The sequence below is a fragment of the Streptomyces sp. SM10 genome, assembly GCF_002910915.1.
Taxonomy (GTDB): domain Bacteria; phylum Actinomycetota; class Actinomycetes; order Streptomycetales; family Streptomycetaceae; genus Streptomyces.
The window spans coordinates 1-24,073 of record NZ_NEUF01000121.1 but is presented as its reverse complement, the minus strand read 5'-3'; the positions used below and the strand labels follow the sequence as shown (position 1 = coordinate 24,073).

24 protein-coding genes and 5 pseudogenes are annotated in these 24,073 nt (G+C 68.2%); 14 read left to right on the top strand and 15 right to left on the bottom strand.

The features are described from left to right. Positions 1-83 precede the first annotated feature (83 nt). Both B9S57_RS18850 and B9S57_RS18845 read right to left on the bottom strand, forming a co-directional pair. Positions 84-950: a universal stress protein gene (locus tag B9S57_RS18850; protein ID WP_103516731.1), complete on the bottom strand. Its 867-nt coding sequence runs from the start codon at positions 948-950 to the stop codon at positions 84-86. Further along, positions 947-1,843, bottom strand: a complete 897-nt coding sequence (locus tag B9S57_RS18845) for a universal stress protein (RefSeq protein ID WP_103516730.1) — start codon at positions 1,841-1,843, stop codon at positions 947-949. Before B9S57_RS18845 ends, B9S57_RS18850 begins: the two co-directional genes overlap by 4 nt. A 240-nt stretch (positions 1,844-2,083) precedes the next feature. Between B9S57_RS18845 and B9S57_RS18840 the strand changes: the two genes are divergently transcribed. The 3 genes from B9S57_RS18840 to B9S57_RS18830 are packed head-to-tail and all read left to right on the top strand — an operon-like array spanning position 2,084 to position 5,559. Beyond that, complete coding sequence (locus tag B9S57_RS18840; protein ID WP_103516729.1) at positions 2,084-3,547, top strand: nicotinate phosphoribosyltransferase; 1,464 nt, start codon at positions 2,084-2,086, stop codon at positions 3,545-3,547. Between the two features lie 45 nt (positions 3,548-3,592). After that, positions 3,593-4,531, top strand: a complete 939-nt coding sequence (locus B9S57_RS18835; protein ID WP_103516728.1) for a universal stress protein — start codon at positions 3,593-3,595, stop codon at positions 4,529-4,531. A 29-nt stretch (positions 4,532-4,560) separates the two neighbouring features. Then, positions 4,561-5,559: an Acg family FMN-binding oxidoreductase gene (locus B9S57_RS18830; protein ID WP_103516727.1), complete on the top strand. Its 999-nt coding sequence runs from the start codon at positions 4,561-4,563 to the stop codon at positions 5,557-5,559. Positions 5,560-5,600: 41 nt separating this feature from the next. Here B9S57_RS18830 and B9S57_RS18825 read toward each other — a convergent pair whose 3' ends face one another. Continuing rightward, positions 5,601-6,293, bottom strand: a complete 693-nt coding sequence (locus B9S57_RS18825) for a pyridoxamine 5'-phosphate oxidase family protein (protein ID WP_103516726.1) — start codon at positions 6,291-6,293, stop codon at positions 5,601-5,603. Positions 6,294-6,487: 194 nt separating this feature from the next. Beyond that, a complete protein-coding gene (locus tag B9S57_RS18820) occupies positions 6,488-7,360 on the bottom strand; it encodes a universal stress protein (protein WP_103516725.1) in 873 nt (290 codons plus the stop codon). Positions 7,361-7,639: 279 nt separating this feature from the next. Here B9S57_RS18820 and B9S57_RS18815 point away from each other — a divergent pair, with 279 nt between their 5' ends. Further along, positions 7,640-8,095, top strand: coding sequence for a universal stress protein (locus tag B9S57_RS18815; RefSeq protein ID WP_103516724.1), 456 nt, complete (start codon positions 7,640-7,642; stop codon positions 8,093-8,095). Positions 8,096-8,139: 44 nt separating this feature from the next. Here the strand turns inward: B9S57_RS18815 and B9S57_RS18810 are convergent, their stop codons facing one another. Both B9S57_RS18810 and B9S57_RS18805 read right to left on the bottom strand, forming a co-directional pair. Next, a complete protein-coding gene (locus tag B9S57_RS18810) occupies positions 8,140-8,796 on the bottom strand; it encodes a CBS domain-containing protein (protein ID WP_103516723.1) in 657 nt (218 codons plus the stop codon). Beyond that, positions 8,793-9,698 carry a universal stress protein gene (locus B9S57_RS18805; RefSeq protein ID WP_103516722.1) on the bottom strand — a complete coding sequence of 302 codons (906 nt, stop codon included), beginning with the start codon at positions 9,696-9,698 and terminating at the stop codon, positions 8,793-8,795. The genes B9S57_RS18810 and B9S57_RS18805 overlap by 4 nt, the downstream gene beginning before the upstream one ends. Positions 9,699-9,816: 118 nt before the next feature. On the opposite strand from B9S57_RS18805, the pseudogene B9S57_RS18800 reads away from it, so the two are divergent. Further along, positions 9,817-10,774, top strand: a pseudogene (locus tag B9S57_RS18800) (acetate--CoA ligase family protein); the annotation flags it as partial. A 104-nt stretch (positions 10,775-10,878) separates the two neighbouring features. Here B9S57_RS18800 and B9S57_RS18795 read toward each other — a convergent pair. Then, complete coding sequence (locus B9S57_RS18795) at positions 10,879-12,609, bottom strand: GAF domain-containing protein (RefSeq protein ID WP_258036444.1); 1,731 nt, start codon at positions 12,607-12,609, stop codon at positions 10,879-10,881. Between the two features lie 205 nt (positions 12,610-12,814). Here B9S57_RS18795 and B9S57_RS18790 point away from each other — a divergent pair, with 205 nt between their 5' ends. After that, entirely contained in the window at positions 12,815-13,510 is a 696-nt protein-coding gene (locus B9S57_RS18790) for a response regulator transcription factor (protein WP_103516721.1), read from the top strand. 26 nt (positions 13,511-13,536) lie between these two features. On the opposite strand, the gene B9S57_RS18785 is transcribed toward B9S57_RS18790, so the two are convergent. After that, complete coding sequence (locus B9S57_RS18785) at positions 13,537-14,607, bottom strand: alcohol dehydrogenase catalytic domain-containing protein (RefSeq protein WP_103516800.1); 1,071 nt, start codon at positions 14,605-14,607, stop codon at positions 13,537-13,539. Between the two features lie 473 nt (positions 14,608-15,080). On the opposite strand from B9S57_RS18785, the gene B9S57_RS18780 reads away from it, so the two are divergent. Beyond that, positions 15,081-15,800 carry a hypothetical protein gene (locus B9S57_RS18780; RefSeq protein WP_258036443.1) on the top strand — a complete coding sequence of 240 codons (720 nt, stop codon included), beginning with the start codon at positions 15,081-15,083 and terminating at the stop codon, positions 15,798-15,800. 9 nt (positions 15,801-15,809) lie between these two features. Here B9S57_RS18780 and B9S57_RS34510 read toward each other — a convergent pair whose 3' ends face one another. Next, positions 15,810-15,995: a hypothetical protein gene (locus tag B9S57_RS34510; RefSeq protein WP_219818572.1), complete on the bottom strand. Its 186-nt coding sequence runs from the start codon at positions 15,993-15,995 to the stop codon at positions 15,810-15,812. On the opposite strand from B9S57_RS34510, the gene B9S57_RS18775 reads away from it, so the two are divergent. From B9S57_RS18775 to B9S57_RS36415, 5 genes and pseudogenes are all read left to right on the top strand, one after another. Then, positions 15,988-16,380 carry an IS3 family transposase gene (locus tag B9S57_RS18775; protein ID WP_181011393.1) on the top strand — a complete coding sequence of 131 codons (393 nt, stop codon included), beginning with the start codon at positions 15,988-15,990 and terminating at the stop codon, positions 16,378-16,380. The two genes, B9S57_RS34510 and B9S57_RS18775, sit on opposite strands and share 8 nt — an antisense overlap. A gap of 58 nt (positions 16,381-16,438) precedes the next feature. Further along, positions 16,439-16,591, top strand: a pseudogene (locus B9S57_RS36430) (DDE-type integrase/transposase/recombinase); the annotation flags it as partial. A 115-nt stretch (positions 16,592-16,706) separates the two neighbouring features. Next, a pseudogene (locus tag B9S57_RS36425) lies at positions 16,707-16,847 on the top strand (IS3 family transposase); the annotation flags it as partial. A 161-nt stretch (positions 16,848-17,008) separates the two neighbouring features. Next, positions 17,009-17,311 (top strand): annotated as a pseudogene (locus B9S57_RS36420) (MBL fold metallo-hydrolase); the annotation flags it as partial. A 36-nt stretch (positions 17,312-17,347) separates the two neighbouring features. Next, entirely contained in the window at positions 17,348-17,581 is a 234-nt protein-coding gene (locus B9S57_RS36415; protein ID WP_365912223.1) for an MBL fold metallo-hydrolase RNA specificity domain-containing protein, read from the top strand. Between the two features lie 133 nt (positions 17,582-17,714). Here the strand turns inward: B9S57_RS36415 and B9S57_RS18760 are convergent, their stop codons facing one another. After that, positions 17,715-18,281, bottom strand: coding sequence for a rhodanese-like domain-containing protein (locus B9S57_RS18760; RefSeq protein WP_103516717.1), 567 nt, complete (start codon positions 18,279-18,281; stop codon positions 17,715-17,717). An 84-nt stretch (positions 18,282-18,365) separates the two neighbouring features. Here B9S57_RS18760 and B9S57_RS18755 point away from each other — a divergent pair, with 84 nt between their 5' ends. Further along, complete coding sequence (locus B9S57_RS18755; RefSeq protein ID WP_103516799.1) at positions 18,366-18,644, top strand: metal-sensitive transcriptional regulator; 279 nt, start codon at positions 18,366-18,368, stop codon at positions 18,642-18,644. Positions 18,645-18,665: 21 nt separating this feature from the next. On the opposite strand, the gene B9S57_RS18750 is transcribed toward B9S57_RS18755, so the two are convergent. The 3 genes from B9S57_RS18750 to B9S57_RS18740 are packed head-to-tail and all read right to left on the bottom strand — an operon-like array spanning position 18,666 to position 21,179. After that, positions 18,666-19,409, bottom strand: coding sequence for a sulfite exporter TauE/SafE family protein (locus tag B9S57_RS18750; RefSeq protein WP_103516716.1), 744 nt, complete (start codon positions 19,407-19,409; stop codon positions 18,666-18,668). Continuing rightward, positions 19,406-19,771, bottom strand: coding sequence for a rhodanese-like domain-containing protein (locus tag B9S57_RS18745; RefSeq protein WP_103516715.1), 366 nt, complete (start codon positions 19,769-19,771; stop codon positions 19,406-19,408). The genes B9S57_RS18750 and B9S57_RS18745 overlap by 4 nt, the downstream gene beginning before the upstream one ends. A 43-nt stretch (positions 19,772-19,814) precedes the next feature. Then, positions 19,815-21,179: a rhodanese-like domain-containing protein gene (locus B9S57_RS18740; RefSeq protein WP_103516714.1), complete on the bottom strand. Its 1,365-nt coding sequence runs from the start codon at positions 21,177-21,179 to the stop codon at positions 19,815-19,817. A gap of 166 nt (positions 21,180-21,345) precedes the next feature. On the opposite strand from B9S57_RS18740, the pseudogene B9S57_RS35560 reads away from it, so the two are divergent. After that, positions 21,346-21,697 (top strand): annotated as a pseudogene (locus tag B9S57_RS35560) (DUF302 domain-containing protein); the annotation flags it as partial. 8 nt (positions 21,698-21,705) lie between these two features. Here the strand turns inward: B9S57_RS35560 and B9S57_RS36410 are convergent. Further along, positions 21,706-22,197, bottom strand: coding sequence for a transposase (locus B9S57_RS36410; RefSeq protein ID WP_374935959.1), 492 nt, complete (start codon positions 22,195-22,197; stop codon positions 21,706-21,708). A gap of 127 nt (positions 22,198-22,324) precedes the next feature. Continuing rightward, entirely contained in the window at positions 22,325-24,019 is a 1,695-nt protein-coding gene (locus B9S57_RS18725) for an ISAzo13 family transposase (protein ID WP_103514838.1), read from the bottom strand. Positions 24,020-24,073 lie beyond the last annotated feature (54 nt).

Below are 24,073 nucleotides of genomic sequence, written 5' to 3'. Positions count from 1 at the left end.
GGAGACGCACGTGTGCTTCAGTTGCCCGTTCTCAGGCGGCTGCGCCAACTCAGGTGCCGGAAATCGGGCGCGGGACCGGCCGGTCACTCTTCACCGGGAACGGTGATCACCGGGCACTCGGCTCGCTGCAGGAGCCCGTGGACGACCGACCCGAGGCGCATGCCTGTGTATCCACCGTGGCCACGCCTTCCGACGACCACTGCGCGCGCGGTGGAGGAGGCGCGGGCGAGTTCCTCCACGGGATGCCCCCGACGCACCTCCTGGGTCGTTTCCACACTCGGATGTCCGGCGGAACACTCGGCAATCGCCTCGGTAAGGAGTTGAGTGCGCTCTTCGAGTCCGGCCTCGCTCCCCTTGAACGCCACGGCGGGTCGCGGCCACACCCACACCGCATGGAGGACAGCTCCTCGCACTTCCGCCTCCTCGAAGGCGAACTTCACCGCCTCGTGTGATGAGGCACTGCCGTCGACTCCGACGATCAGCTGAGCCGGCCATTCCGCTGTGTGCTCGGGTGCTCTCACCACGACCACAGGGCAGTGCGCTTGCGCGCTGAGAGGCGCGGCCACCGACCGGGTGCTGAGGAATTCCGCTGCGTGACCGAGCCGCCGCGAGCCGACCACGATCATGCGGGTGGGGTCCGTCGCGCGCCGGCAGAGCACCAGTGCGGGGAGCCCGTCGACGAGTTCCGTCACCACATGCGCGTGTGGGGTGAGACGGAGGATGGTCTCCGTGGCCGCGGTCAGAGCGTCTTGGCCTCGTGCCTGCAGCGAGAGGTGGTGGGGTGTCGAGTCCACGTGCTGGGTGTCATGAGCTGGTGGGATCGCAAGTACCAGCCGCAGCGTCAGGTCTCTGCGGTCGGCCTCGTCCGCCGCCCACGCCAGGGTGGGGACCGAGGGATCACCCGGGTCTATACCGACCACTATCTGCTGGTCAGTGCTGGAGATGGTCACGTGACCTCCTCGGTGACACTCCGGGGGACGATCTCGACGGGGCAGTGGGAATGGTGCAGCAGTGCGTGAGCGAGGCGACCAGGACCGGCCCCTACCCCGAGGTCTCGGCGTCCTCCCAGGACGATGAGGCCGCAGTGACGGCTCGCCTCGACGAGCACTGCTGCTGCGGATCTCCCTGTCACCACCTCCGTGGACACGGTCGTCCCAGGGAACCTCTGACGAACGCCTGCCGCGAGGTCCTGCATCTGCTGCTCGTTCCGGCGGTCGGCACCTTCGTCCGCACCGGGGAGCGGCGTCGTATCGACCGCCCTCGCCAGAATGCTCCTGACCCCCAGCAGACGCAGGTTCGCACCCCGGATCTGCGCCTCTTGCGCCGCGGTTTCGAGCCACTCCCCGTCCGTGGCTCCTCGAACAGCCGCCGTAACGCTCTCAACTTCCGACCACGTGGACGCACCGCGTACCACCACGACAGGGACGGTGGCCCCCGCCGTCACCCCGAGGCTCACTGAACCGAGCATGAGCGCGCTGAAGCCACCACGCCCACGGCTCCCCACGACGATGGAGTCCCGCGGGCCGGCCGCCTCATGCAGAGCCCATACCGGCTCCCCGCGGCTGAGCTGCCCGGCGATGTCTAGAGACGGGAAGCGCTCCTGCACCGCTTCCGCAGTTTCGGAGAGCCGTTCGCGCGCCTTCTCGCGGACGCTTTCAACCGTCTGGAAGGAGGCGAATCTGGAGAGCCGGTCGAGATCGGCCGCGTACAGAACACACAGCCTCTGTCGGCACGCATCGGCCTGGGCCGCCGCCCAGAGAGCAGCCGATCTGGCGTGGGCGGAACCATCGATGCCTACGACGACCTGTCCTGGTCGCGCTGTTCGGAACGTCTCAGTGCTCATATCCGCTCCTCGGGCCGCATGCACTCGATCTCAAGGTGCCCTCACCAGCCAGTGGACGGCAGGGCCACGGCGGTCCCATCCGAGGACCGAAAGGTCCTCGGAGGGTCCTCCGACATCTCGCCGAAGGTGCCCCACTCGGCCCTACCCGAAGGAGGTCGCCCCGAGAAATGCTGTACGGGTGATCGGACCCGTCCCGGTCGGGAAGGCGGCTCCGACGATCAGGAAGAAGCACTGAGCGCCATGTCACAGACCACGACCACGGATCTGTACGAAGCGTCGATGGCCCTCTCCTACCTGCGAGAGGGAATGACGGAGGACGCCACGTTCAGCCTCTTCGTACGCGATCTAGCCCCGAGCCGCGGCTTCCTGGTGAGCGCGGGGCTGGAGCCGGTTCTCGACTTCCTGACCGATTTCCGCGTCACCGCGGATGACGCACGGGACTTCGCAGCCGCTCTCGGACGTCCGGTGCACGAGGTGGAACCCCTCGTCGGGCTCGGTTTCGAGGGTGAAGTCAGAGCCGTGCCGGAAGGGCGGATCGTTCTGCCCGGTGAGCCTCTGCTGGAAGTCACCGCACCACTGCCGCAAGCGCAGCTCGTCGAGACGTGGCTGCTGAGTCAGGTCAGCCATCAGACGACCGTGGCGGCCAAGGCGGCCCGGTGCGTCCTTGCCGCTGCCGGGCACCCTGTCGTCGACTTCTCCCTGCGCCGCGGGCACGGGCCGGAGGCAGGCATGCAGGCGGCCCGCGTCAGCGCGATGGTCGGCTTCGCCGGCACCAGTAACGTCGCTGCGGCACTCCGATGGAAGATGCCGGCTTCCGGAACCATGGCGCATTCGTACATCGAGGCTTTCAGCGACGAAGAAGCAGCGTTCATGGCCTTCGCGCGCAGCCGTGCCGGTCCGATCACCCTCCTGGTCGATACGTACGACACAGTGGAGGGCGTCGTGACCGCGGCTCGCGTCCTGAACGCCCTGCAACGGGGCCCCGGCTCCGCGATCCGCCTGGACAGCGGCGACCTGGCCGAGCTGGCCCGCCGGTCACGGACAGTCCTGGACCAAGCAGGTCTGCCGGACGTCGGCATCATCGCGAGTGGTGGTCTCGACGAGTACCGCATCGACGACCTGGTTCGTTCCGGCGCACCGATCGACGTGTACGCCGTCGGGACCAAGGTGGGGACGTCGTCCGACGCCCCGTATCTGGACTCGGCCTACAAGCTGGTCGAATACGACGGCCGGCCGGTGATGAAGCTGTCCGCTGCCAAGGTGACCGCACCCGGGCGCAAGCAAGTCCTTCGGGCAGAGGGCGCGGTGGACGATGTGATCGCGCTGGTCGAGGAGGACGTACCCGAGGGCCGGGAGGCGCTCTTGCGGACAGTGATGTCGGCAGGTCACCGCACCGGCGCACGCGACACTCTTGCCACCGCCCACGAGCGGTTCGTCGGCGACCTGGCTGCCCTACCGCAGCAGGCCCGCCGGATCCGGGAGCCCAAGGCGCCGGTCGCCGCGGTTTCCGCTCGGCTTTCGACACTGACCTCCGACGTTCGTCAGCTCCTGGAGCAGAGCGTCGAACAGCGGCGCACTGGTGGGACCGACTCGCAGGACTCGGACCTTCCTGGGGCCCGGCGAACCGCAGAACATCCGAATCTCGCGGACAACGGTCAGACGCAGGACGCCACCCGCCCACCGAAGAGCGGACACAGCCGGTGATGTGCGAGATGACGAGAGATACACAATCGCTTCTGGGAGCCGGACATGACAGGAAATGTGGCAGTAGGCGTCAACGGATCTCCGGAGAGTGTCGCAGCCGTCAGGTGGGCAGCCCGGGAAGCGGCGCTGCGGGGAGTCTCACTCCGCGTCATCCATGTGCAGGAACGGCCTGTTCCTCCCGAGCGCCTGGAGCACGTGGCGGAATGGAGTTCCACCCCTGAAGGTCCCGTACCCCCGGAGCGTTCCAGGCAGTATGAGGATCTGCTCCAGCAGGCAGCCGGGGTCGCCGAACAGGCCGAGCCCGGTCTGGCGGTCGTCGCGGAGGAACTGGTCGGCGAAGGTCTCGCGCCCAGGGCCCTTCTGGCCGAGCTCGAAACGCCTGGGGCTGTGGACCTGCTCGTTCTGGGATCGCAAGGGCTCGACAGCTTCACCGGCTTCCTCATCGGCACCACGTCCCTGCCTGTAGCCGCGGCGTCCGAACGCCCGGTGGTACTCGTACGCACCCGGGAAACCGACTCCGACGCACAGGGGGGCGGCCACACGGCGGCGGAGACCGGGCGGCTGGTTCTCGGTATCGACCTGAAGGGCGACGAGGACCACGAAACGGTACTGGAATTCGGCTTTGCCGAAGCGGCCAGGAGGAACAGTCGGCTTGAGATCCTCCACGCCTGGACCTTGCCGGCCATGTACGCATACGCCGAAACCGCCGACCCCGGCATAGGAGAGGAACTGGGCGACCAGATATCGCGGACTCTGAGCCGCACCGTGGAGCCGTGGCAGAAGCGATATCCGGACGTACCGATCCAGGCCAGGGCGGTGGTGGGAGCACCCGGGGCGGAGCTGGTGTACGCGTCTCCGGGGGCTGAACTGCTCGTCGTCGGCCGCCGGAAGCGGCCACTTCCGGTCGGCCCCCGGCTCGGGCACGTGGCCCACGCGGTGATCCATCACGCCAAGTGCCCCGTCGCCGTGATCCCTCACACGTGATGGCCGCTCCGGTCGGGAAAGGAACCCTGATGCACACCCGCCGCACTGACGTCGCGTCAGTCACCGCTTGGGTCGATGACGCCACCATGGCTCCGTCGATGCACAATGCCCAGCCCTGGAAGTTCCGTTACGTGCCGGCGTTCGATGTTCTCCACCTGCGCATGGACACGACCCGCTCCATGCCCCGTACGGATCCGACTCGCCGTGGCATGCACATCAGTTGCGGCGCCGCGCTGTTCAACCTCCGCGTGGCCGTCGCACACTCCGGATGGTCGACGGACGTCCGATTGCTGCCCGACCCGGACGATCCAACACTGCTGGCCACCGTCGTGTTCGCCGAGTGCGACGTGAGCGATGCGCTCTCCAGTCTGTACCCAGCGATCGATCGTCGGCGCAGCAGCCGCGAGCCCTTCACCGACGAGCCGGTCCCCGAAGCGCTTCTCGACGGCCTGAAGGGCGCTGCGCGGTCGGAGGGTGCGGCCATGTCCGTTCTCGGCGACTGGCAGGTCGACTCGGTGATCGATGTGGTCAGAGAGGCTGAGCAGGACGAGACTCTCTCTCCTGACATCCGCGAGGAAATCACCCGGTGGACGGGATCCGGCAACGGCGTCTCCGACGGGATCCCCGCCTACGCCTTCGGACCCCGGCATCACGGCGGCCGGGCACCGGTGCGGGATTTCGCCGTGGGCCGCAAGGTCCCTGACCGCCGCTCGGCGGACTTCGAGCAAACTCCCTGTCTGGCGGTGCTCGGGACGTCCGAGGACAACCCTCGGGGCTGGTTGCTCGGCGGCCAGGCCTTGGAAAGGGTGCTGCTGCAGTCGACGCTGGACGGGTTGTCCACGTCTCTCAACTCGCAAGCCCTTGAACGACCCGAACTACGGTGGCTCCTGCGGGACCCTCACTCGCCTTCGACGTCGGCCTTTCCGCAGATGCTGCTCCGGCTGGGCTACGGTCCTGCCGTGCCACCGACTCCCCGTCGTGCGGTGAGCGACGTGCTGGATGTCGATCGGGGTACATCGTCACCCTGAGGGGCGAGGCCGCTGAGCATCACCGAGGATGCTCGGCGGCGTCAGCGGTCGCGGACCACGATGCGGCGGCCGGTCACCCTGCCGGGCGTCACCGCGATCCACATGTCCCGCTGTCCACCGGCCCAGGGCGACGTGACGGACCCCTGCTCCTCGAGACGCTGGACAGCCTCCGGCGCGGTCACTGCCTCAGCCTCCCCGACGACCAGGACGCTCCACCCACGGCTGAAGGCCTCGTCGATGTGATCCACCTCGAAGGCGGTCTCGTGCCCGGCCGCGTTCGCCGGGCCGGAGTCGGGCGAGGTCCTGTAGGCGATCTCTCCCCCGGTGGAGACGTAGTTCACCGGGAACACGGCCGGTCCTCGGCCGTCGCTGACGACCACGCGACCCACTCCATGGGTCCCGAGCAGCTTCCAGCACTCCTCCTGACCGAGGTCCACCAGCTCCGGGTGATAGGCCGCCCGGCCCACTCCAGGAGGCAGGTCGATCGTTCCTCCGGTGAGCTCGTCCACCGTTGTCTCGAGCGCGTTGGCCAGGCGCACCATGAATCCCATCCCGTGAGACCCCTGTTGCGTTTCGACGTACTCGATATATCCGGGAGCGGAAGCGGTGCGCAGCGCCAGCTCCCTCCGGGACAGTCCCAGATGCTCACGGCGCGTCGCCACACGTCTGCCGAAGTCCCCGCGTGCCGGGGCACCATCGGGCCCGGGCGAGTCATTCCGCGGTCGATCAGTCATGACGGTTCACCTTCCTGCTGTCGACAGCGAAGCGACCCTGCCCAAGGCCGGATGGCGTGGCAGAGAACAGCCCAGTCAGTTCACGCTAGGCACGGATGAGCAACGCCGCACCACGGCCACCGCGCCTGTCCGCCGTACGCACGCGGGGCGGGGCCAGGAACCGCTCATGGCACAGCGACCCTGCGGCCTCCCTGTCAGCCGTGCGGAACAACGGCCACCGGGGCCGCCGTGTGGTGCAGAACCGAGTGGACGACCGGCCCGACATGTGCGCCCAGGCGCGAAGCACGGCGACGGAGGCCCACGACGACCAGCCTGGCCTTGCGTGATGCCTCGACCAGGTCCTGCGCCGGATGCCCTTGGAGACATTCGCTACCCACCGGAACCGTCGGATACTTTTCTCTCCAAGACGCCAGTGCCCGGGTCATTTCCTCTCGTCGTCCGGTCGCTACTTCTTCCATCAGCGCCGGCACGACGTCTGTCGTGCCGGGTCCGAACAGCGGTGGCAGCGACCAGCTGTGAACGATCCGCAATCCGCTTCCGTACCGCTCGGCGCAGGCGAACGCGAAGCCCAGAACCTCCTGGCCCGCCTCCGGCAGATCCATCCCCACGACTATGTCGCCCGCCGAGGACCTGGTGCTCAGGTCATCAGGGGATTCCGCGCGGACCAGGACCAGCGGACACCTCGCGCGAGCCAGAACCGCCAAGGAGACCGACCCGACGATGAATCCGCCGAGGCCGCCGAGCCCGCGAGAACCGAGGACCATGAGTGCGGATCGTTCGCCGGCGGCCAGTAGTTCCTCGACGGGGTCACCAGGTTGTTGCTGCGTGTCGATCTGCAGGCGCGGATGGTTCAGCCGCACCCGCTCGGCGGCCCTGCGCAGAAGCACTTCCGCGGACCGCTGTCCGGTCTCCGTGTTCGTGTGATGGGCCGCTGGAGCGTCGCCGTCCCTCCATACGTGGAGGAGAAGCAGAGGACACCCACGAAGCAGGGCTTCATCAGCTGCCCAGTTCACAGCCGCGAGACTCTCCCGCGAGCCATCGATTCCGACACTGACGATCTGGGACATGGTTGCTCCTCATGAGAACAGGGCCTGAAGCCAGCGTTGCCCACTTCGTCGGCCCCGAGGAGGGGCCGGGCGGGCACCATCCGGGCCGGTCGGCCCGTCGACGTGTGCGGCCCGCACCTCGCGGCCGCACACGTTCAACCAATCGGGGGCATGTGTTCCTCGCGAAGGGCCCTCCGGGGGGGCGGACAACGCCGCCGGTTGCCACACTCTCCGCTGGCGCGGCACCCGGAGCGCAGGCACTGTGGGCGGTGAAGGACTCGGGCGAGCGATGAGGCGGTCATGGGCAGCGATACCGAAACCATCCCCCGCGTCGTAGTCGGTGTCGACGGCTCCAGCCCTTCCCAGGAGGCCCTTCGCTGGGCAGCGCATCATGCTCAGCTCACCGGCGCCGTCGTCGAGGCGGTGTGCGCCTGGGACACCCCATCGGAGATCGGCTGGGCGGGGCCCGCGACGGAAGCGGGCTTCGACCTGGAGCGCGCCCGGCTCCGCTTCGCGGAGGGGATCCGTGCCGTGTTCGGCGACGTCAAGCCCGCCGAGGTGCACGAGATGCTCGTACGAGGTGACCCGTCCGAAGTCCTGATCAGAGCTTCCGACGGGGCGGATCTGCTCGTGGTGGGTAATCGGGGGCGTGGAGGCTTCGCGCGGGCCATGCTGGGGTCTGTGAGCCAGCGGTGCGCCCAGCACGCCAAGTGCCCGGTGGTCGTCGTACGGCCCGGCACCTCAGAGGCTCACTGAGGCGGGCCGGATATCGCACCGTGACGCGCCCGGTCTCGGCGGCGTCACGGTGTGCTGGGGGCTTCCAGATGGCACTGTGCATCCACCACACCCTCCACGGCTCGGGCCAGTCGTTCGGCCACGGGGATCAGAGCTGAGTCGCGGACCGTCCCGTCGATCGTCACGCGCCCCTCGCTGACATCCACGCGAATGTCCCGACGTGAGACGGGAAAAAGGCGGTCGACCACTTCCCGCCGCACCTCATCGGCGAGTTCCTTGTCCGCACGCAGGAACACCTTGAGCAGGTCGGCACGGCTCACGATCCCCTTGAGGATTCCTTGCCCATCCACTACTGGGAGACGCTTGATCCCGTGCTGCGCCATCAACCGGGCGGCTTCGGGGAGTGTGGCGTCAGCGGGAACGGTGACGACGGGTGACGACATGAGGTCCCGGGCGGTCACGGCCCCTGCCTTCGCGTAATCCGTCAAGCGGTCTCGCTGACCGATCATGGTGGCGTCCTCGTCACGCAGCTCCTCTTTCGCGAGCAAGTCCGCTTCGGAGACGATACCCACCACTCGCCCCTCCCCTTCGAGAACGGGCACAGCGGTCACCTGCCACTGATTGACAGCGGCGACCATCTCCTTGAAGCGCGCGTCAAGACCCACCGCGACGACTGTCCGGGTCATCACGTCGCTCACGCGGTGTGGTGATCGACCAGTCATGGCGTTGATCCCTCCGAAGCGCTCTCGGCTCCGCGGGGCACCACGACGACGGGACAGGCGGCGTGATGCAGGACGGTGTGCGCGACCCTGCCCAGCTGCAGGCCGACATGGATCTGCCGTCTCCGCGCTCCCACGACCAGCACGTCGGCCACGGCGGAATGTCGGAGGAGGAGCTTCCGGGCCGGACCCTCTGTGATGACTCGCCGCACGGCGACGTCCGGGTAATCGCGCTCCGCGGTCGCCACCGCCTCATCGAGCAGAAAAGAAGCTCGCCCTTCGTGGTACTGAGCGGGTTCGCCGACAAGAAGCGGATGATCGGCCGTTTCGTGGGAGGGGCAACGCCAGGCACGCACCACGTCCAGCTCGCAGTCCCGCAGCCGGGCCTCGGCGAAGGCGAACCGCACGGCGGGCGAGTTCCCGTCGGTGTCGCCGATGCCGAGCACGATCCGTCCGTGCGCTCCCTCCCGGCCCGCCTTGTCTCCTCGCACGACGACGACCGGGCACTGTGCCCCGGCAGCGACCGCCAGGCCGACCGATCCGAGAAGCAACCCGGCGATCTCACCGCGCCCTCGGTCTCCGGTCACCAGGGCGAAAGCATTCTGTCCCTGTCTGAGCAGCGCGCCTGCCGCCTCCTCCGGCACCACCTCCGTCGTGACCCGCAGGTTCGACGCACGACGCCGAACGCGTTCGGCGGTGGAACCGACGATGTTCTCGGCCATCACCTGTTTGCCGGGCCGCGAGAGGCTGGTTGCGAGGACGGCGCCCTCGTAGTGATGCCACAGAGAGGCGTACACGAGCCGCAAGGACACTTCGTGGCGGAGCGCTTCATCGGCTGCCCAGTCGGCCGCGAGGAGACTCGATTCGCTCCCGTCCACACCGACAACCATGGGACGAGACTCCATGGCACTCACCACCCTTTGCTGCCTGCCTTCCGCTACTGCAACGGTCCCACCGGGCAGACACTGCGTCCCAGGGCCGACTGGGCCCCACAGAAGCCCAGGCGGCCCTGGGTAGCCCTCCGGCGTGACGGACCTGGCTCTCCTGCATCTGGAATCGTTCGGCAACCCTCGAGCTTTCTCGAGCACCGCCTGGCGTGTGGCTCACGCGATGCCGCTCCTGACGGTCGACTCCGGCAGGTCCCCAGAGGGTCGTAGAGCGGCGGCCTCCCACACGGCCGCCGCCGCGACACGGCCCATGACGCGCCAGGCCCTGTTCGTACAGGCCGGCATCACAGCCACGAGGTCCACACAGGAGCTGTTGGATGCCGCGGCGCTGACGCACTCCCAGCCGCTCCCACGGGCCGATCGCGTGGCCGTTCTCACCAATGCCGGGGGCATCGGAGTGCTCGCCGCGGATGCGTGCACCGAGGCAGGCCTCTCCCTGCCGCCGTTGAGCGCCAAGGTGGCCGATGCCGTGCTGGCAGAACGTCCCCGTGGGGCGTCGGCCGCGAACCCTGTCGATGCGACAGCAGCAGTGAGCGCTCGGTAGTCCCCTGAAACCCACCGGTGTAGATCGCCGCGCAGCCGGGCGGGTCGTCCGCCGCTTCCTCGCAGAGCACAAGGACGGCGGCTGGCTGAACCCCGCCACGACCGCGGAACTGATGGGTCACTACTCCGTCCCTCTGGCGGAGTGGGCCTGGGCGGAGAGCCAGGACGGCGCGGTGCGGGCAGCTGAGCGCCTCGGCGGCTTGTCGGGGCGGGTGGCGCTGAAGGCATATTGGCCAGGTCCTCTCCACAAGAACACCCGGGGAGCTGTGGTCCTGGACCTGACCGGCTTCCGCCAGGTTCGCTCCGCGTACGGAGACCTGATCGGGCGCTTCGGCGATCGCATGACCGGGGTGCTCGTCCAGTCGATGGCCCCCGGCATCGAACTGTTCTCAGGAATGGTCCAGGATGAGGTGTTCGGTCCCATGGTGCTGTTCGGCTCGGGCGGAACCGCGACCGAGATACTCGCCGATCACGCGGCGCGCCTGGCTCCTCTGACCGACATCGATGTACACGACCTGCGCCCTGCGGTCACCTGACCTTGGACCTCGGAAGCCTGACATGACTTGACAAGTGCTTCTCGAACGTTTCTGCGCGGTCAATGCTCCGGCTCGTCGACAACGCCCTCCGTGCTCAACGGAGCTGACCAGGTCACTTCGGTGCCTCCGTTGTCCGGAGTATTGATCTTCATGCTTCCGCGGGCCGCCCGGGCACGTTCGTCCAGGTTGCTCAGCCCGCTGGGCCTGGCGTGCCCCGGGATGCCTACGCCGTCGTCGGTGACCGTCAGCGTGAGACGCTCGGGAGTGACGCAGACGTGTACGTCGACCGACCGCGCTCGTGCGTACCGTGCCGCGTTGCTCAGCGTCTCGACGAGTACCGCCTCCACGTGATCGGCAAGAGTCACTGGGACGCGGGTTTCCACAAGCCCCTCGATGCGCAGTGCGGGCGGGAAGCCGAGAAGCCTCGTGGACGCTTCAATCGCCTCAGCGATTCGGCTGCGCAGCCCCGATGGAGCATCGCCGGGCTTCTCGTGGGTGCGGAGACCGAAGATGGTCGAACGAATGATCTTGATTGTCGCGTCCAGGTCGTCGACTGCCCTGCGGATTCGCTGTTCGGCCTGCGGATGGGTGACGAACCGTTGTGCGCTCTGCAGTGTCATGCCGGTGGCGAACAGCCGTTGGATGGCCAGGTCGTGCAGGTCACGCGCGATGCGGTCCCGGTCCTCCAGCAGCGCTGTGCGTTCGGCGTCCTTTCGCCGTTCAGCCAGTTCCATGGCCAGCGAAGCCTGTCGGGCGAACGCCGTCAAAGGTTCTGACTCTTCACGCGAGAAGACGGTTCTTCCCTTTCTCCGGGCCAGAAGGAGTACGCCGCGGACCACGTCGCCGGATCCGATGGGGACCGCCACGGCCGGGCCGAAGCCTGCCCACCGGGCCAGGTCCTCCCGACTCCGCGAATCGTGCTCGATGTCTGGGGTCTCGGACGCTCCTACCCGGGTGAAGGCGGTGCCTAGGTAGCCGTCCTTCATGGATACGAACGCACCGTGGAGCCGTTCCCCCTCCTCCCCGACAGCAAGCGCGATCCGCAGCTTGCCCGCCCCCTCGACGGGTACCGCGATCACCCCAAGGTCCGCCGAGACGTTCGCACGGGCACGCTCGATGATCAGGCCCATGACCTCAGCTCGGGGGCAGCCGGACATCAGGCTGTTCGTGACCTCGGAGCCAGCAGCCAGCCAGCGTTCACGGCGACGCGATTCCTCGTAGAGCCGTGAGTTCTCGATGGCGATGCTCGCGGCGACGGCCAACGTCAGCAGCACCGCTTCGTCTTCCGCGTCGAACTCGGCAGCGCCGCGCTTCTCCGTGAGATAGAGATTACCGAAGACGTGTCCCCTTACCCGGATCGGGACCCCCAGGAAGGAATGCATCTGCGGATGATGCGGCGGAAAACCATACGACGCGGAATGCTCGGACAGTTCTGCCAGTCGGAGAGACTGCGGGTGACGGATCACCTCGCCCAGCAGGCCGTGGCCAACGGGGAGCCGACCGATGGCGTTCCTCTGCTCGTCGCTCACACCCACCGGTATGAACTCCGCGAGACTGTCATCGTCACCGATCACACCTAGAGCCCCGTACTCGGCATCCACGAGGACGGTGGCTTCCTCGACGATGCGGTGCAGCACCTGCGCCAGTTCGAGATCGCGGCCGACCGACAGGACCGCCTCCAGGAGGCTGTGGATACGATCCCGGGCGCCGCGGGCGGCATCGAGCCGGGCCTGGAGCCGGCTCAGAGGCTCGTCGGGTGTCAACCCGGACTCCACATCGCCCTCGCTCACGACAGGCAGCCTCCTGTGCGCGTACGGAAGGTCTCCTGTTTCACGGTATGGCCTGAAGCGACAGGCCGCGCGCCAGCCCGGAACCGGGCCGGTCACGAGCCAGCGGATCCTCGCTCCGAGCCGAACAGGGTTCGTGGAGGGATACTGGCTCTGACCGGTCGCACCCAGCGCGCCTGGTGTGTCGTGATGAGTACCGGGAGCCGCGATGAATGACATGCCGGCCAGTACACCCACGAAGGAACCGACCCGAGTTTTCGTGTTGGACGACCACGAGGTCGTGCGTTGCGGCCTGCGCGACCTACTGGACTCCGAGCCGGATCTCACCGTGGTCGGTGAGGCGGCAACCGCTCAGCAGGCCATCGCCCGCGGGCCGGCACTGCGGCCCGATGTCGCTGTGCTCGACGTCCGGCTGCCGGACGGCGACGGCATCACCGTCTGCAGGGAACTTCGCTCCAGCATGCCCCACCTCGCCTGCCTCATGCTGACCTCGTTCGACGAGGAGGAAGCCCTGCTCGACTCCATCATGGCGGGCGCCGCAGGCTACGTACTCAAGGAGATCAAGGGAGTCGATCTCATCGCGGCGGTACGAACGGTGGCGAGCGGGCAGTCGATGCTGGACCCGGCGACCACGGCGCAGCTCATGCGCTCATTGCGTGCCCCCACGCAGCCCCACGCGGAAGAGGACGAACGGCTGTCCGTGCTCTCCGACCGCGAGAAGGCCGTCCTCGATCTCATCGGTGAAGGCCTCACCAACCGACAGATCAGCAAGAAGCTCTACCTGTCCGAGAAGACGGTCAAGAACCACATCTCCCGCGTGCTGGCGAAGCTAGGAGTGGAGCGTCGGGTGCAGGCCGCGGTCATCGCGACTCAAGTACAGGACGACCAGCGGACAGAACGCTGATCCGCACCGCTGTCCACGCCCCCGGGTCAGGCGGGCAGCGATACGGCGTCGTGTGAAGGCGCACCGACCACGACCTTCAGCGCGCCGGTGTCAGCAGCCCTGGAGAAGACGTCGTACGCCTCTTCCATCTGCGAGGGCGTGAAGCGGTGAGTGACCAATGCGGAAGCGGCGGGAATGCGCCCAGTTGCCGTCATTTCCAGCAGCAGCGGTGTGGAGTAGGTGTCCACCAGACCGGTCGTGATGGTCACGTCCTTCGACCAGAGGCTCTCCAGGTGGAGCGTCGCCGGTTTCCCGTGGACTCCTACGTTCGCGACCCGCCCGCCCGGCCGCACCATGCGCGTGCACTGTTCGAACGTCTCGGGGACTCCGACCGCTTCGACGACGACGTCCGCTCCAAGGCCGCCGGTGAGGTCACCCACCAGGGCCTCTGGATCTTCGTCCGCACCGACGGTGACGTCCGCGCCCACGGATCGCGCAGCGTCCAGCCGGGACGGTGCGACATCGACTGCGACCACACGGCGCGGGCTGTACAGGCGCGCGGTGGCCACGGTGGCGAGCCCGATGGGCCCGGCCCCGATGACGACCACGGTGTCCCCCGGCCCCACCTCGCCACTCAGCACGCCGACCTCGTACGCCGTCGGGAAAATGTCTGCCAGCAGGACGGCGTCTTCGCTGCTCACCGAATCGGGCAGGGGGTGGACGGACATATCCGCGTAGGGGACGCGCACGTACTCGGCCTGCGTCCCGTTGATCTGGTGCCCCAGGATCCAGCCGCCTCCGCCCCGGCACTGTCCGAAGCGGTTCTCGCGGCAGAAGCGGCAACGGCCACATGCGGTGATGCAGGAGATCAGCACCCGGTCACCTGGTCGCACGCTCCGCACGTCACCCCCTGTCTCCACCACTTCCCCCACAGCCTCGTGCCCGAGGACGGTGCCAGGCCTCACTTCGGGAACGTCTCCATTCAGGATGTGCAGATCCGTTCCGCAGATGGTGACCGCGTCGACGCGAATCACCGCGTCTCCGGGGTTCTCTGCGCCGGGGTCAGGAACGTCCTGCCAGGCCTTTCGCCCCTTGCCTTGGAAAACCAGTGCCTTCATCACGTCGTCCCTCTCCGCTGTGTTCGACGCGCCTGTCACCAGACTCGCAATCGTGAGGCCTGCAACGCTTGGGCCGGTCGGCACCTGTCCGGGACCACCAAGGCCCCACATGAATCGTCGTATGCCGCGGAAATGGCGAGCACCAGCTTCCGCGACGGATGCTCCGACCACACAGCGGACGGGTCGGAGTCGGTCATGCTGCGAAAGCGGCCGGTCGGTCCCGGCGAGGGCCCGCACGGCCCTTCCCCCAGTTTCCCGGGCCGCCGAGAGTGGAACCCGGATCGTCGTCACCGCGACTTCGCGCTCGACCCACCGGACAACCGGTAGCGCGAGCCGATACCGATCTTCCGTGGGTTCAGGAAATCTGAAGGCTCCGTAGCGCAAACTCAGGGGCTCGAAGGCGGTTATGCCGCCTCGAAGTGGCGGGTTGCCACAGTGAACGGGAGTGGGCGAAGGCCCTGGAGCCAGCTCAGGTGGAAAATGGCCGGCCCTCGATCGCGATCCGGCGGCATTTTGCGCGAAACTGTGGTGTGCCTACTTCCAGGTCGCTTGCAGCCTCCGACGAGATACGTGTGTATCTCGTCGATCAGTTGGACCTGGCCTTGCGCCGTCCCGGAGTGTATGGGAAGGAGCTGGCCTTCCGCATGCTGATGGATCACCTGCTGTTCGTGGAGTGCCAGCCCGAGGCATTGGTCGACCAGCGGCGCATTTGGAACGATCGCGGCGCCGGGTCCAGCAGCGGCCTCGCGGGCATGTTCCGTGACCTGATCCCGGACCGATGTCACGAGTACGTCATTGCCTCGGTGTATGCCGAGTTCGCGCACCACCGTGGCTGGCTCAAACCTGACCGTGTACTGGACCCTGAGGAATACGCAGTCCTGCAGGGTTCGGTCCGCCAGTGGGCGGGTGAGGACCGTGTGTGGTCGGACGTCGTCGACGAGTTCGGTACCCCGTCCATGCTGTTCGGCGGCAACAACCCCTACTACGGCAAGACCCTCGGCTACCTGACGAAGAACCCGGAGGACCCGATGGTGTCCTTCGATCTCTGGAACGGCAGTGCTCCGGGAGCCGAGCAATCATGGTCACCTGAGCACGAGGAACCCCTCCTGCTTGCAGTGCGCTTCGGAACAGGGCCCTTCCGCCAGACCTTCACCTTCACCCCGGAGGGCCGGCGACGGCTCCCTGCGGAGTAAAACTCAAGATCAGCGGGTGTTCGGCTCCTGCTCCACTTCCGATTCGGCCACTGCGCTGGTGTAGCGGAGGCTGGCCTTGGCCCCGAGGGAGAAGACGTGTGCGAGGTGGAGGGGGTCGGCGCCGTTGCCAAGGGCTTCTTCGAGGATGCGGTCCTGCCTCAGTTGGTCGATGCCTACGGGCAATCTCTTGACCAACTTGTCCATTCGGCTTTCTTCGCCGCAGAGCTGGACCGTCCACTGCGATGAAGGTCGCCTACATCGACCAGTACAAGGAGAGTTCGGCGTCCAGCCGATCTGTGACGTCCTTGCCGAGACGGACGCGCCGAGCACCTACTACGCCGCCCACTCCCGCCCGCCGTCGGCCCGCACTCTGCGCGATGAGCAGCTCACCGAGGAGATACGCCGCATCCACGCCGACAACTACGGCGTCTACGAGGCCCGCAAGATTCATGCCGCGCTGGTCCGCGAGGGCGTCGAGGTGGCCCGCTGCACCGTCGAACGCCTGATGAGAGCGGCCGGACTTCGCGGCGTGATCCGGGCCAAGAGCCCGCGCACCACCCGCCCCGCCCCCCGAGACTGACCGTCCGGCCGACCTGGTCGAGCGGCAGTTCGCGGCAACTGCTCCCAATCAGCTGTGGGTGGCTGACATCACCTACATCAGAACGCTCTCCGGCTGGGTCTACGCGGCCTTCGTCATCGATGTCTTCTCCCGCATGGTCGTCGGCTGGCAGGTCGCCACCAGCCTCTACACCGACCTCGCCCTCGCCCTCGACGCGCTGGAGATGGCGATCTGGCGCCGCCGGCACACCGGCGCCGACCTGGCCGGTCTCACGCATCACTCGGACCGCGGAGTCCGGTCAATATCGTGCCATTCGCTACACCGAACGCCTCGCCGACGAGGCGGCCGTGGCCTCGGTCGGGTCCAAGGGCGACAGCTACGACAACGCCCTCGCCGAAGCGTTCAACAGCCTCTTCAAGGCCGAGCTGATCCGCAACAAGGGGCCCCGGACGTCCATGAACGACGTCGAGATCGCGGTCGCCGAGTACGTCGACTGGTTCAACCAGCGTCGCCTGCACGGCGAGCTCGGGCACATCACCCCCGCCGAGCGCGAGGCCACCCACTACGCGGCCGAACCCCCTGCGTCACTCCAGCTAACTCACTCTCCACAAAACCCGGGGCTTGACACCCGGCGGCGACCGTTCCGGTCTACGTGGACAGCCCCATGGCGTTGGCCGCACTCGACGTATACCGCGAGGCCCTGCGCGACCACTCCCCCGAGTTGCGAAGCGAGATTCTCGCGCAAGGGCCGTCCGCCCTCAGCCCTGAGCCGTTCCTCGCCGCCAGATCGGTCCAGGAGTCCATCGACATCAACAGCGTCGACGGACCGGCCGTCGTCGTCTCCTCCGCGGGTATGGCCACGGGCGGTCGGGTGCTGCACCACCTGCACCGGCTGCTGCCGAGCCCGCGCAACGCGGTTGTCGTGGTCGGGTTCGCCGCCCGCGGCACCCGGGCACGCGACCTGGTGGACGGGGCCCACACCTTGAAGATGTTCGGCGAGCACATCGCGGTCCGGGCCGAAGTCGCGAACATCCCGCATTTCTCGGCACACGCGGACGCCGACCAGATCATTGACTGGCTGCAGGCTGCGCCCGCGCCCCACACCACCTACCTGGTCCACGGAGAAGAAGCGGCGTCCGCGACCCTGCGTGACCGGATCGACCGGGAACTCGGCTGGACAGCCGTGGTTCCCCGCTCCGGCGAAGCTGTCCTGATCCGCTGAGGACAACTGAGGGGCTCCCGGTCCGGCCGTCCTGACACGGATGTTCGCCGAGGAGGAGGGTCAGCCCGTTCGCGTCCGACAGAACGTGCATCTCGAAGCCCGGTTGTCCCGGTCCACGGACTTCAGACCTGTGTCAGTCCTGCAGGGCTTGCAGGGTGGCGTGGAGGTCGGTGGTGCGGGGCTGGTTGTGGGGAAGCTTGGCGAGGGCGGCGGCCATGCCGCAGGTGTTGGTGGCAGCGGAGAAGACCAGGCCGCCTCCGATGGCTGCGGAGAGCCAGCGGGCGGGGCGCCAGCGGATGCCGGAGGCAAGGCCGAGAACGACCAGGGATCCGGCGGCGAGGCGGACCTGGCGTTCCATGGGCCAGACGGGAGAGGCGTTGTCAGGGCGGCGGAGGGCGTGCCCCTCGCCGGCCCAGGCGGTGGTGCCGCCGGTGAGGGTGGTGGCGGGGATGTCGGCTGCGGCGAGTTCGGTGCAGGCGGTGGTGGAGCGGTTGCCGGAGGCGCAGACCATGAGCAGGGTGCCGCGGGCGGCTGCCTTCTTGAGGGCGGGCAGAGCGGCGTGGAGGTGGTCGAGGGGGATGTTGTGGGCGCCGGGGAGGTGGCCGGAAGCGTACTCGCCGGGCGTGCGCACGTCGATGACCGTGTAGTCGTCGAGGCGGGCGGCGGCCTGGGCGGGGATGAGGGCGGTGGGGGTGGTCATGTGCGGGTGGTCCTTCCGTGAGGTTCCGGGAGCGGGTGACCCGATCCCGTATAATACCCCTAGGGGTATGCAGGGAGGTGGATGGTGGAACTTGAGATGGCGGCCGACGAGCTGAAGCCGGTCCTCAACCGGCTGCGGCGGGCTCAGGGCCAGATCGCGGGGATCATCAAGATGATCGAGGAGGGCCGGGACTGCGAGGCTGTGATCACGCAGCTCGCAGCTGCCTCCCGTGCGCTGGACCGGGCCGGGTTCGCGATCATCGCGACCGGCCTGCAGCACTGCATGGCCGAGGGCGGGCAGGCGGCCGGTGACCGCGATCAGATGCGGACCCGACTGGAGGAGCTGTTCCTGTCCCTGGCCTGACTGACGCGGTGGCCGTAGTGTTCATGCGATCACGTCGATCAGCATGAACACGGCCACCGCAAGGAGCACCCCGGCGAAGACCTTTTGCAGGCTGTTGCCGGAGACCCTGGTGCTGAGGCGTTTGCCGTCCCAGGCGCCGAGGATCGCCGCTCCGGCGAACGGCCCGATCAGCCCCCAGTCCAGACCACCGCCTGTCCCGGTGCGGGCGACCAGGGCGGCGAGCGAGTTGACGGTGATGACAAGCAGGCTGGTACCCACCGCCCGACGCATGGTCAGGCCGAGCACGCTCACCAGGGCCGGGACGGCGAGGAAGCCCCCGCCGACGCCGAGGAACCCGGTCACCGCACCGAGCCCGGCACCCGCCCCGGCCGCCTTGCCGGGCCGTATCCGCTCCGGCGGCTGGGACGAGGAAGGGCGGAACATCCGTACAGCCGCCAGTGCCGCGATGACCGCGAAGGCGACGGTCAGCACGGCTTCCGGCACATGTCCGGCGGCTGCCCCCGCAAGGTAGGCGGGGATGATGCCGGCGGCGGCGAACAGTGACCCGGCTTTCCAGGCGACGTGACCGTCGCGTCCGTGGGCATAGAAGGCGGTGGCGGAGGTGGCGGCCACGATGATCAGGCTGGCGGTGGTGGCCGCGGACGGACTGAAGCCGAGCAGGTAGATCAAGGCGGGCACGGCCAGGACGCTGCCGCCGCCGCCCAGGGCTCCGAGGGCGAGGCCGACGACGGCTCCGGCGATGAGGGCGAGAACGAGTGCGGTCACGCTATCCGGCCGTGATTCCCGCGTTCGTCGAGGACGGGGTGTCCGGCGGCGGCCCACGCGTTCATGCCGCCCTTGACGTCGACGGCCTGCTGGCCGCGCTGGGTGAGGAGTTTCGCGGCCTGCTGGGAGCGGTGTCCGCTGCGGCAGATCACCACCAGCGGCCGGCCAGAGGCTTCGGCGGGCAGGTGGGCGCCAGCAACGAGGCTCGACAGGGGGGCATGGACGGCACCGGGGGCGTGGCCCGCGTTCCATTCGGGCTTTTCGCGGACATCGAGCAGGATCGCGTGCGAGGTGTCTCCGCTGGTGCGATCGCGGGCCTGGTCCACACCGAGGCGGGGCTGGCTTCGGCGGAAGAGGAACATCGAGTTCTCCTCTCTCCTTCTCGTGCGGTGGGTGGGAGGCCTGTCAGCCGGTGGTCAGAGGCAGGCCGGCGTCGCTGGCGGCGTCGAAGCCGTCGTCGACGGCGACGACATCGCGGTCGGCGGCGTCCAGCAGGGACGCCGCGATGGCGGCCCGCATACCGCCGGCGCAGTGCACCCACACCGTCCCGGGCGGAACCTCCGCGAGGCGGCCGTGGAGCTCGTGGACGGGTATGTGCACCGAACCCTCGATCCAGCCGTTCGCACGCTCGGAGTCACGGCGCACGTCCAGGACCACCACCTCACCGCTGCCATGGGCGGCGAGCTCGGCGAAGGTGGAACGAGGGAAGGAGGCCGGAGTCTGTCCGGCGGGCAGCCAGGCGGCGGGGGTGCCGGTGGCGGCGGCGGCCGGGCGGTCGATGCCGACCCGCACCAGTTCGCGCTGGGCGTCGGCGAGTTGCTCGGCGGATTCGGCGAGCAGGGTGACCGGCTTGCCCCAGGGGATCATCCAGGCCAGATAGGTGGCGATCTTGCCGTCGGCCTCGAAGTTGAACGACCCGGCCACGTGCCCCTCGGCGAACGCCACCCGGCTGCGCAGGTCGACGACCCATTCGCCGGCCGCGAGGCGGGCAGCGATCTCATGGGCGTCCGCGAGGGCGGGCGGGGTCAGGTCGAGCGGTGCGGGGCCCTCGGCGTTGGCCGGACCCATGTACGCGTAGTAGGCGGGCACGTCCTCCAGGCCGGCCAGCAGGTCCGCGACGAAGGTGTCCACGTCGACGGTCAGCGCGGTGTTCGCGCTCTTCTCCTTGCCGATCGTGGTCGCCTCCCCTTCGGCCTGGGCCGAGGAGCAGAAGCTCCCGAAACCATGGGTGGGCAGCACAGCCGTCTCGTCGGGAAGACCGGAGACCAGGCGATGGGCGGAGGCGTGCTGCGCGCGGGCCAGCTCCTCGGTCAGCCGCGGTTCCACCAGGTCCGGCCGTCCTACCGTGCCGATCAGCAGCGACCCGCCGGTGAAGACGACCACTGGCCGCCCCGCCTCACGCAGGGCGTAGGCGGTGTGGTGCGGGGTGTGGCCCGGGGTCGCGATCGCGGTCAGCGTCACCTGGCTGTCGGGGTCGATGTCGGCGGTGTCGCCGTCGGCGACGGGGACTCGGTCGAAGGAGACGTTCGCGCCGGCCGGCACGAGGTAGCGGGCGCCGGCGATCCGGGCGAGTTCGAGGCCGCCGGTCACGTAGTCGTTGTGGATGTGGGTCTCCACCACATGTGAGATCCGCACACCGCGTCGGGCGGCTGCCGCCAGGACCTGGTCGACGTCGCGCGGCGGGTCCACCGCAACCGCGGCGCTCTCACCGCCGGCCAAGTAGCTGCGGTTGCCGAGACCTTCCAGCTCGATGGTGTCAACGAAGAACACGCGGGTACTCCTTTCGCCTGAAAATTACCCCCGGGGGTATCTGTCGTCCACCGTAACACTCGTACCCCCCGGGGTATATTCCGCATGCTGGATCCTCTCTGCCCGGGGCGGGACCGTCGGACACCGGACGGATCAGCACGCCGGACGAGAAGAAGGAGAAGCGGCCGTGACCTACAGCCGCACCGTGCACGTGGACGGCAACTTCGAGGAAACTGTGAGGGCCGTACGCGAAGCCTTGGCCGAGCAGGGCTTCGGCATCCTCACCGAGATCGACGCACAGGCCACGCTGAAGGAGAAGCTGGGCCGCCTACCTGATCCTCGGCGCCTGCAACCCGCCCCTGGCCCACCAGGCGATCGAAGCGGACCGCTCCATCGGCCTGCTGCTGCCCTGCAACGTCGTCGTCCGATCCGAGGGCGCGCGCACGACCGTCGAGGCCCTCGCCCCCAGGACCATGGTCACACCGACAGGCAGGACGCCCGTCGCAGAGGAAGCCACCCGTCGACTGGACGCCCGCATTGTCGGCACTCAACGTCGGCAAGGAGTAGTACAAGCCGCCGCCGCGCATCGGCAGGCATCAACCTGCTCGGCACGGTCGCTGGTTGTCGCGGGACCGGTCAACGACGCCCCCACGGGGGCATGGCCACAAAAGGCCAGGTCAAAGCCACGTAGAGCTCGTCTTCGATGTGCGGGGACCCAAGTTCGCCGCACGCAAAAACGCCCCACGGGGTCATCGACGCCGCGGGTGGAGACCCCGTGGACGTAGGCCTCCATGACGACCGCGTAGACGGCCTGATCGACGCGGCGCCGGCGCTCCAGCAAGCTCGGGAAGAAGCTGCCGGCCCGCAGTTTCGGGATCGCCGGCTCCAGGTCACCGGCCTGCGTGGTCACCGTCCTGTCCCGGTGCCCGTTGCGGTAGCCGGTCCGCCCGGCCGTCTGCTCGTTCCATTCCGCGCCGATCTGCGCGGTGGCCTCGGCCTCGATCAGCTCCTGCAACAGCCGCTCGGCGACTTCACGCACAAGTTCGAGACCATCTGCCGAACACAGTGACTCCAGCAGGCGAAGTAGGTCATGCCGGGACAAGGTCCCATGCACCCCCTTGGGTCGAACTGCCCGTTCACCAAGGGCAGTTAGGGCCTGCCGATTATCAACTCGCCGTCTTGATCTCCGGTGGCGGGGTGATTCCGAGCTGTGTGGCGAGGTCTGCGAGGTCGTCCAGGGTGGCGAGGCGGTGCTCGGCCGGGGCGTTGATGTGCCCGATCTCGTCGAGGAGTTGGTGGGTCTTGCGGATGCGCCGGTTGATGGTCTGGGGCGCGACCGCGAAGAGGCGGGCGATGGCGACCTGGGGAAGCCCGAGCCTCTCGTAGAGGAGGGTGGCCAGGAGCCGGTCGACGAGAGTGAGGCCCGGGCGCCGGCCGGTGTAGAGGCCGGCGGCGGGAGTCTTCTGCCGGTCGCCGCCGCGCCGCTGGTGTAGGTCGTCTTCCCGCTGGGCCGTGCGGGCCGCCGCCAGCTCACCGATGAGCTGGCCCCATCGTTCGTCGTCCATGCCGGTCAGGGCCGGGTGGACCAGCCAGGCGCGGCCGGGGCCGGGCTGGAGCTGAGGCAGTACGGGAGGGATTCCATCCCGACGGTGCTCCTCGGGACGCAGGGTGTAGTTCCAGTCGCCATGCCAGTCGTGGCGGTTCAGCGGCAAGGCGGTCATCTGCCCGTCGCTGACCCTCAATCCGGTCTCATAGAGGGCAGTGTCGAGCTCGGCCCGGATGGCGAGGCCGGTGCGGGTGGTGGTCGCGGCGATGCTGTTGACGATGACGTCATGGCTGGTCAGCGGCCTGCCTCGCCAGTTCATCGTGATGTGGGAGAACAGCCGGTGCTCAATTTTGTTCCATTTTGAAGTACCTGGAGGAAAGTGAGACACGCTGATCTCCAGGCCGGTCTCGAGGGCCAGGGCGGCCAGCTCGAACTTCCAGGCGCGGGTCCGGTGTCCGTTGGAACCGCCTGCGTCCGCGGTGATCAGCAGGCGTCCGGAGTGCGGGTAGGCGGCATGTCCGGCCGCATGCCACCAGCGGCGGATGGAGGCGACGGCGAACGCTGCGGTGTCGTGATCGGTGCCGACGTTGACCCAGCCGGCATCCTCGGCCAGGTCGTAGATTCCGTACGGGATCGCCTTGCCCAGATCGGCGTCGGGAAAGTCGTGAGTACGGACCCGGACCGGTTCCCCCTTGCGATGCCACTCGCGCCCGCCGTTCTTGTAGTTGCCCACCAGCTCCTTCTTCTTGGTGTCCACGCTGATCACGGGGTCGCCTGCTGCCTGGAACTCCTTGGCCTGGTCGTTGATATAGCGGAACTGTCCGTCCCGGTCCGGGTGCTGCTTGCCTTCGGTGGTCTTGGCGTTGCCCTGGAGGCTGAAGCCCTCCTCGCGCAGCACCGCCGCCACCGTGTCCGCCGAGACCCGATGGCCCTGCCGGACCAGCTCGGCGGACAACTGCCGCGTCGACTTCACCGTCCACCGCAGCGGTGACATCGGATCCCCACGCACATTCGGCTCCACCAAAGCCAGCAGCGCGGGCCGCAGCCCCGGATTCAGGTCCACCGCCCGTTTGCGGCCCCCGCCCACCCGGCGGACCCGTCCCAACAGCACGTCACCGGACTCAAGTTCAGCAGCCCCGCGTGAAACGGTGCCCTCACGCACCCCCGCCGCGCGAGCGACGAGCCTGATCCCGCCATGCCCCAGCGAGCGTGCCTCCGCTCCTATGGTCAGTCGCCGCTGACGCTCGTCCAAGTGCGGGAACAGCGCCTGAAACTTCGCCGCCAGCCCGGTCTCGATCCCCTCCGATCTCCCCATACCACAACAACGAGCCACAATCCCGGAAGCGACGGCTTGTTTCCCGGCAGGCCC

Excerpts from the sequence above, each read along its gene's own strand:
- B9S57_RS18790 (WP_103516721.1), top strand. The coding sequence starts at position 12,815 with ATGAATGACATGCCGGCCAGTACACCCACGAAGGAACCGACCCGAGTT.
- B9S57_RS18760 (WP_103516717.1), bottom strand. The coding sequence starts at position 18,281 with ATGACCACCCCCACCGCCCTCATCCCCGCCCAGGCCGCCGCCCGCCTC.
- B9S57_RS18815 (WP_103516724.1), top strand. The coding sequence starts at position 7,640 with ATGGGCAGCGATACCGAAACCATCCCCCGCGTCGTAGTCGGTGTCGAC.
- B9S57_RS18825 (WP_103516726.1), bottom strand. The coding sequence starts at position 6,293 with ATGACTGATCGACCGCGGAATGACTCGCCCGGGCCCGATGGTGCCCCG.
- B9S57_RS18840 (WP_103516729.1), top strand. The coding sequence starts at position 2,084 with ATGTCACAGACCACGACCACGGATCTGTACGAAGCGTCGATGGCCCTC.
- B9S57_RS18820 (WP_103516725.1), bottom strand. The coding sequence starts at position 7,360 with ATGTCCCAGATCGTCAGTGTCGGAATCGATGGCTCGCGGGAGAGTCTC.
- B9S57_RS18810 (WP_103516723.1), bottom strand. The coding sequence starts at position 8,796 with ATGACTGGTCGATCACCACACCGCGTGAGCGACGTGATGACCCGGACA.
- B9S57_RS36415 (WP_365912223.1), top strand. The coding sequence starts at position 17,348 with ATGTTCGGCGAGCACATCGCGGTCCGGGCCGAAGTCGCGAACATCCCG.
- B9S57_RS18725 (WP_103514838.1), bottom strand. The coding sequence starts at position 24,019 with ATGGGGAGATCGGAGGGGATCGAGACCGGGCTGGCGGCGAAGTTTCAG.
- B9S57_RS18785 (WP_103516800.1), bottom strand. The coding sequence starts at position 14,607 with ATGAAGGCACTGGTTTTCCAAGGCAAGGGGCGAAAGGCCTGGCAGGAC.
- B9S57_RS18845 (WP_103516730.1), bottom strand. The coding sequence starts at position 1,843 with ATGAGCACTGAGACGTTCCGAACAGCGCGACCAGGACAGGTCGTCGTA.
- B9S57_RS18830 (WP_103516727.1), top strand. The coding sequence starts at position 4,561 with ATGCACACCCGCCGCACTGACGTCGCGTCAGTCACCGCTTGGGTCGAT.
- B9S57_RS18805 (WP_103516722.1), bottom strand. The coding sequence starts at position 9,698 with ATGGAGTCTCGTCCCATGGTTGTCGGTGTGGACGGGAGCGAATCGAGT.
- B9S57_RS18745 (WP_103516715.1), bottom strand. The coding sequence starts at position 19,771 with ATGTTCCTCTTCCGCCGAAGCCAGCCCCGCCTCGGTGTGGACCAGGCC.
- B9S57_RS18835 (WP_103516728.1), top strand. The coding sequence starts at position 3,593 with ATGACAGGAAATGTGGCAGTAGGCGTCAACGGATCTCCGGAGAGTGTC.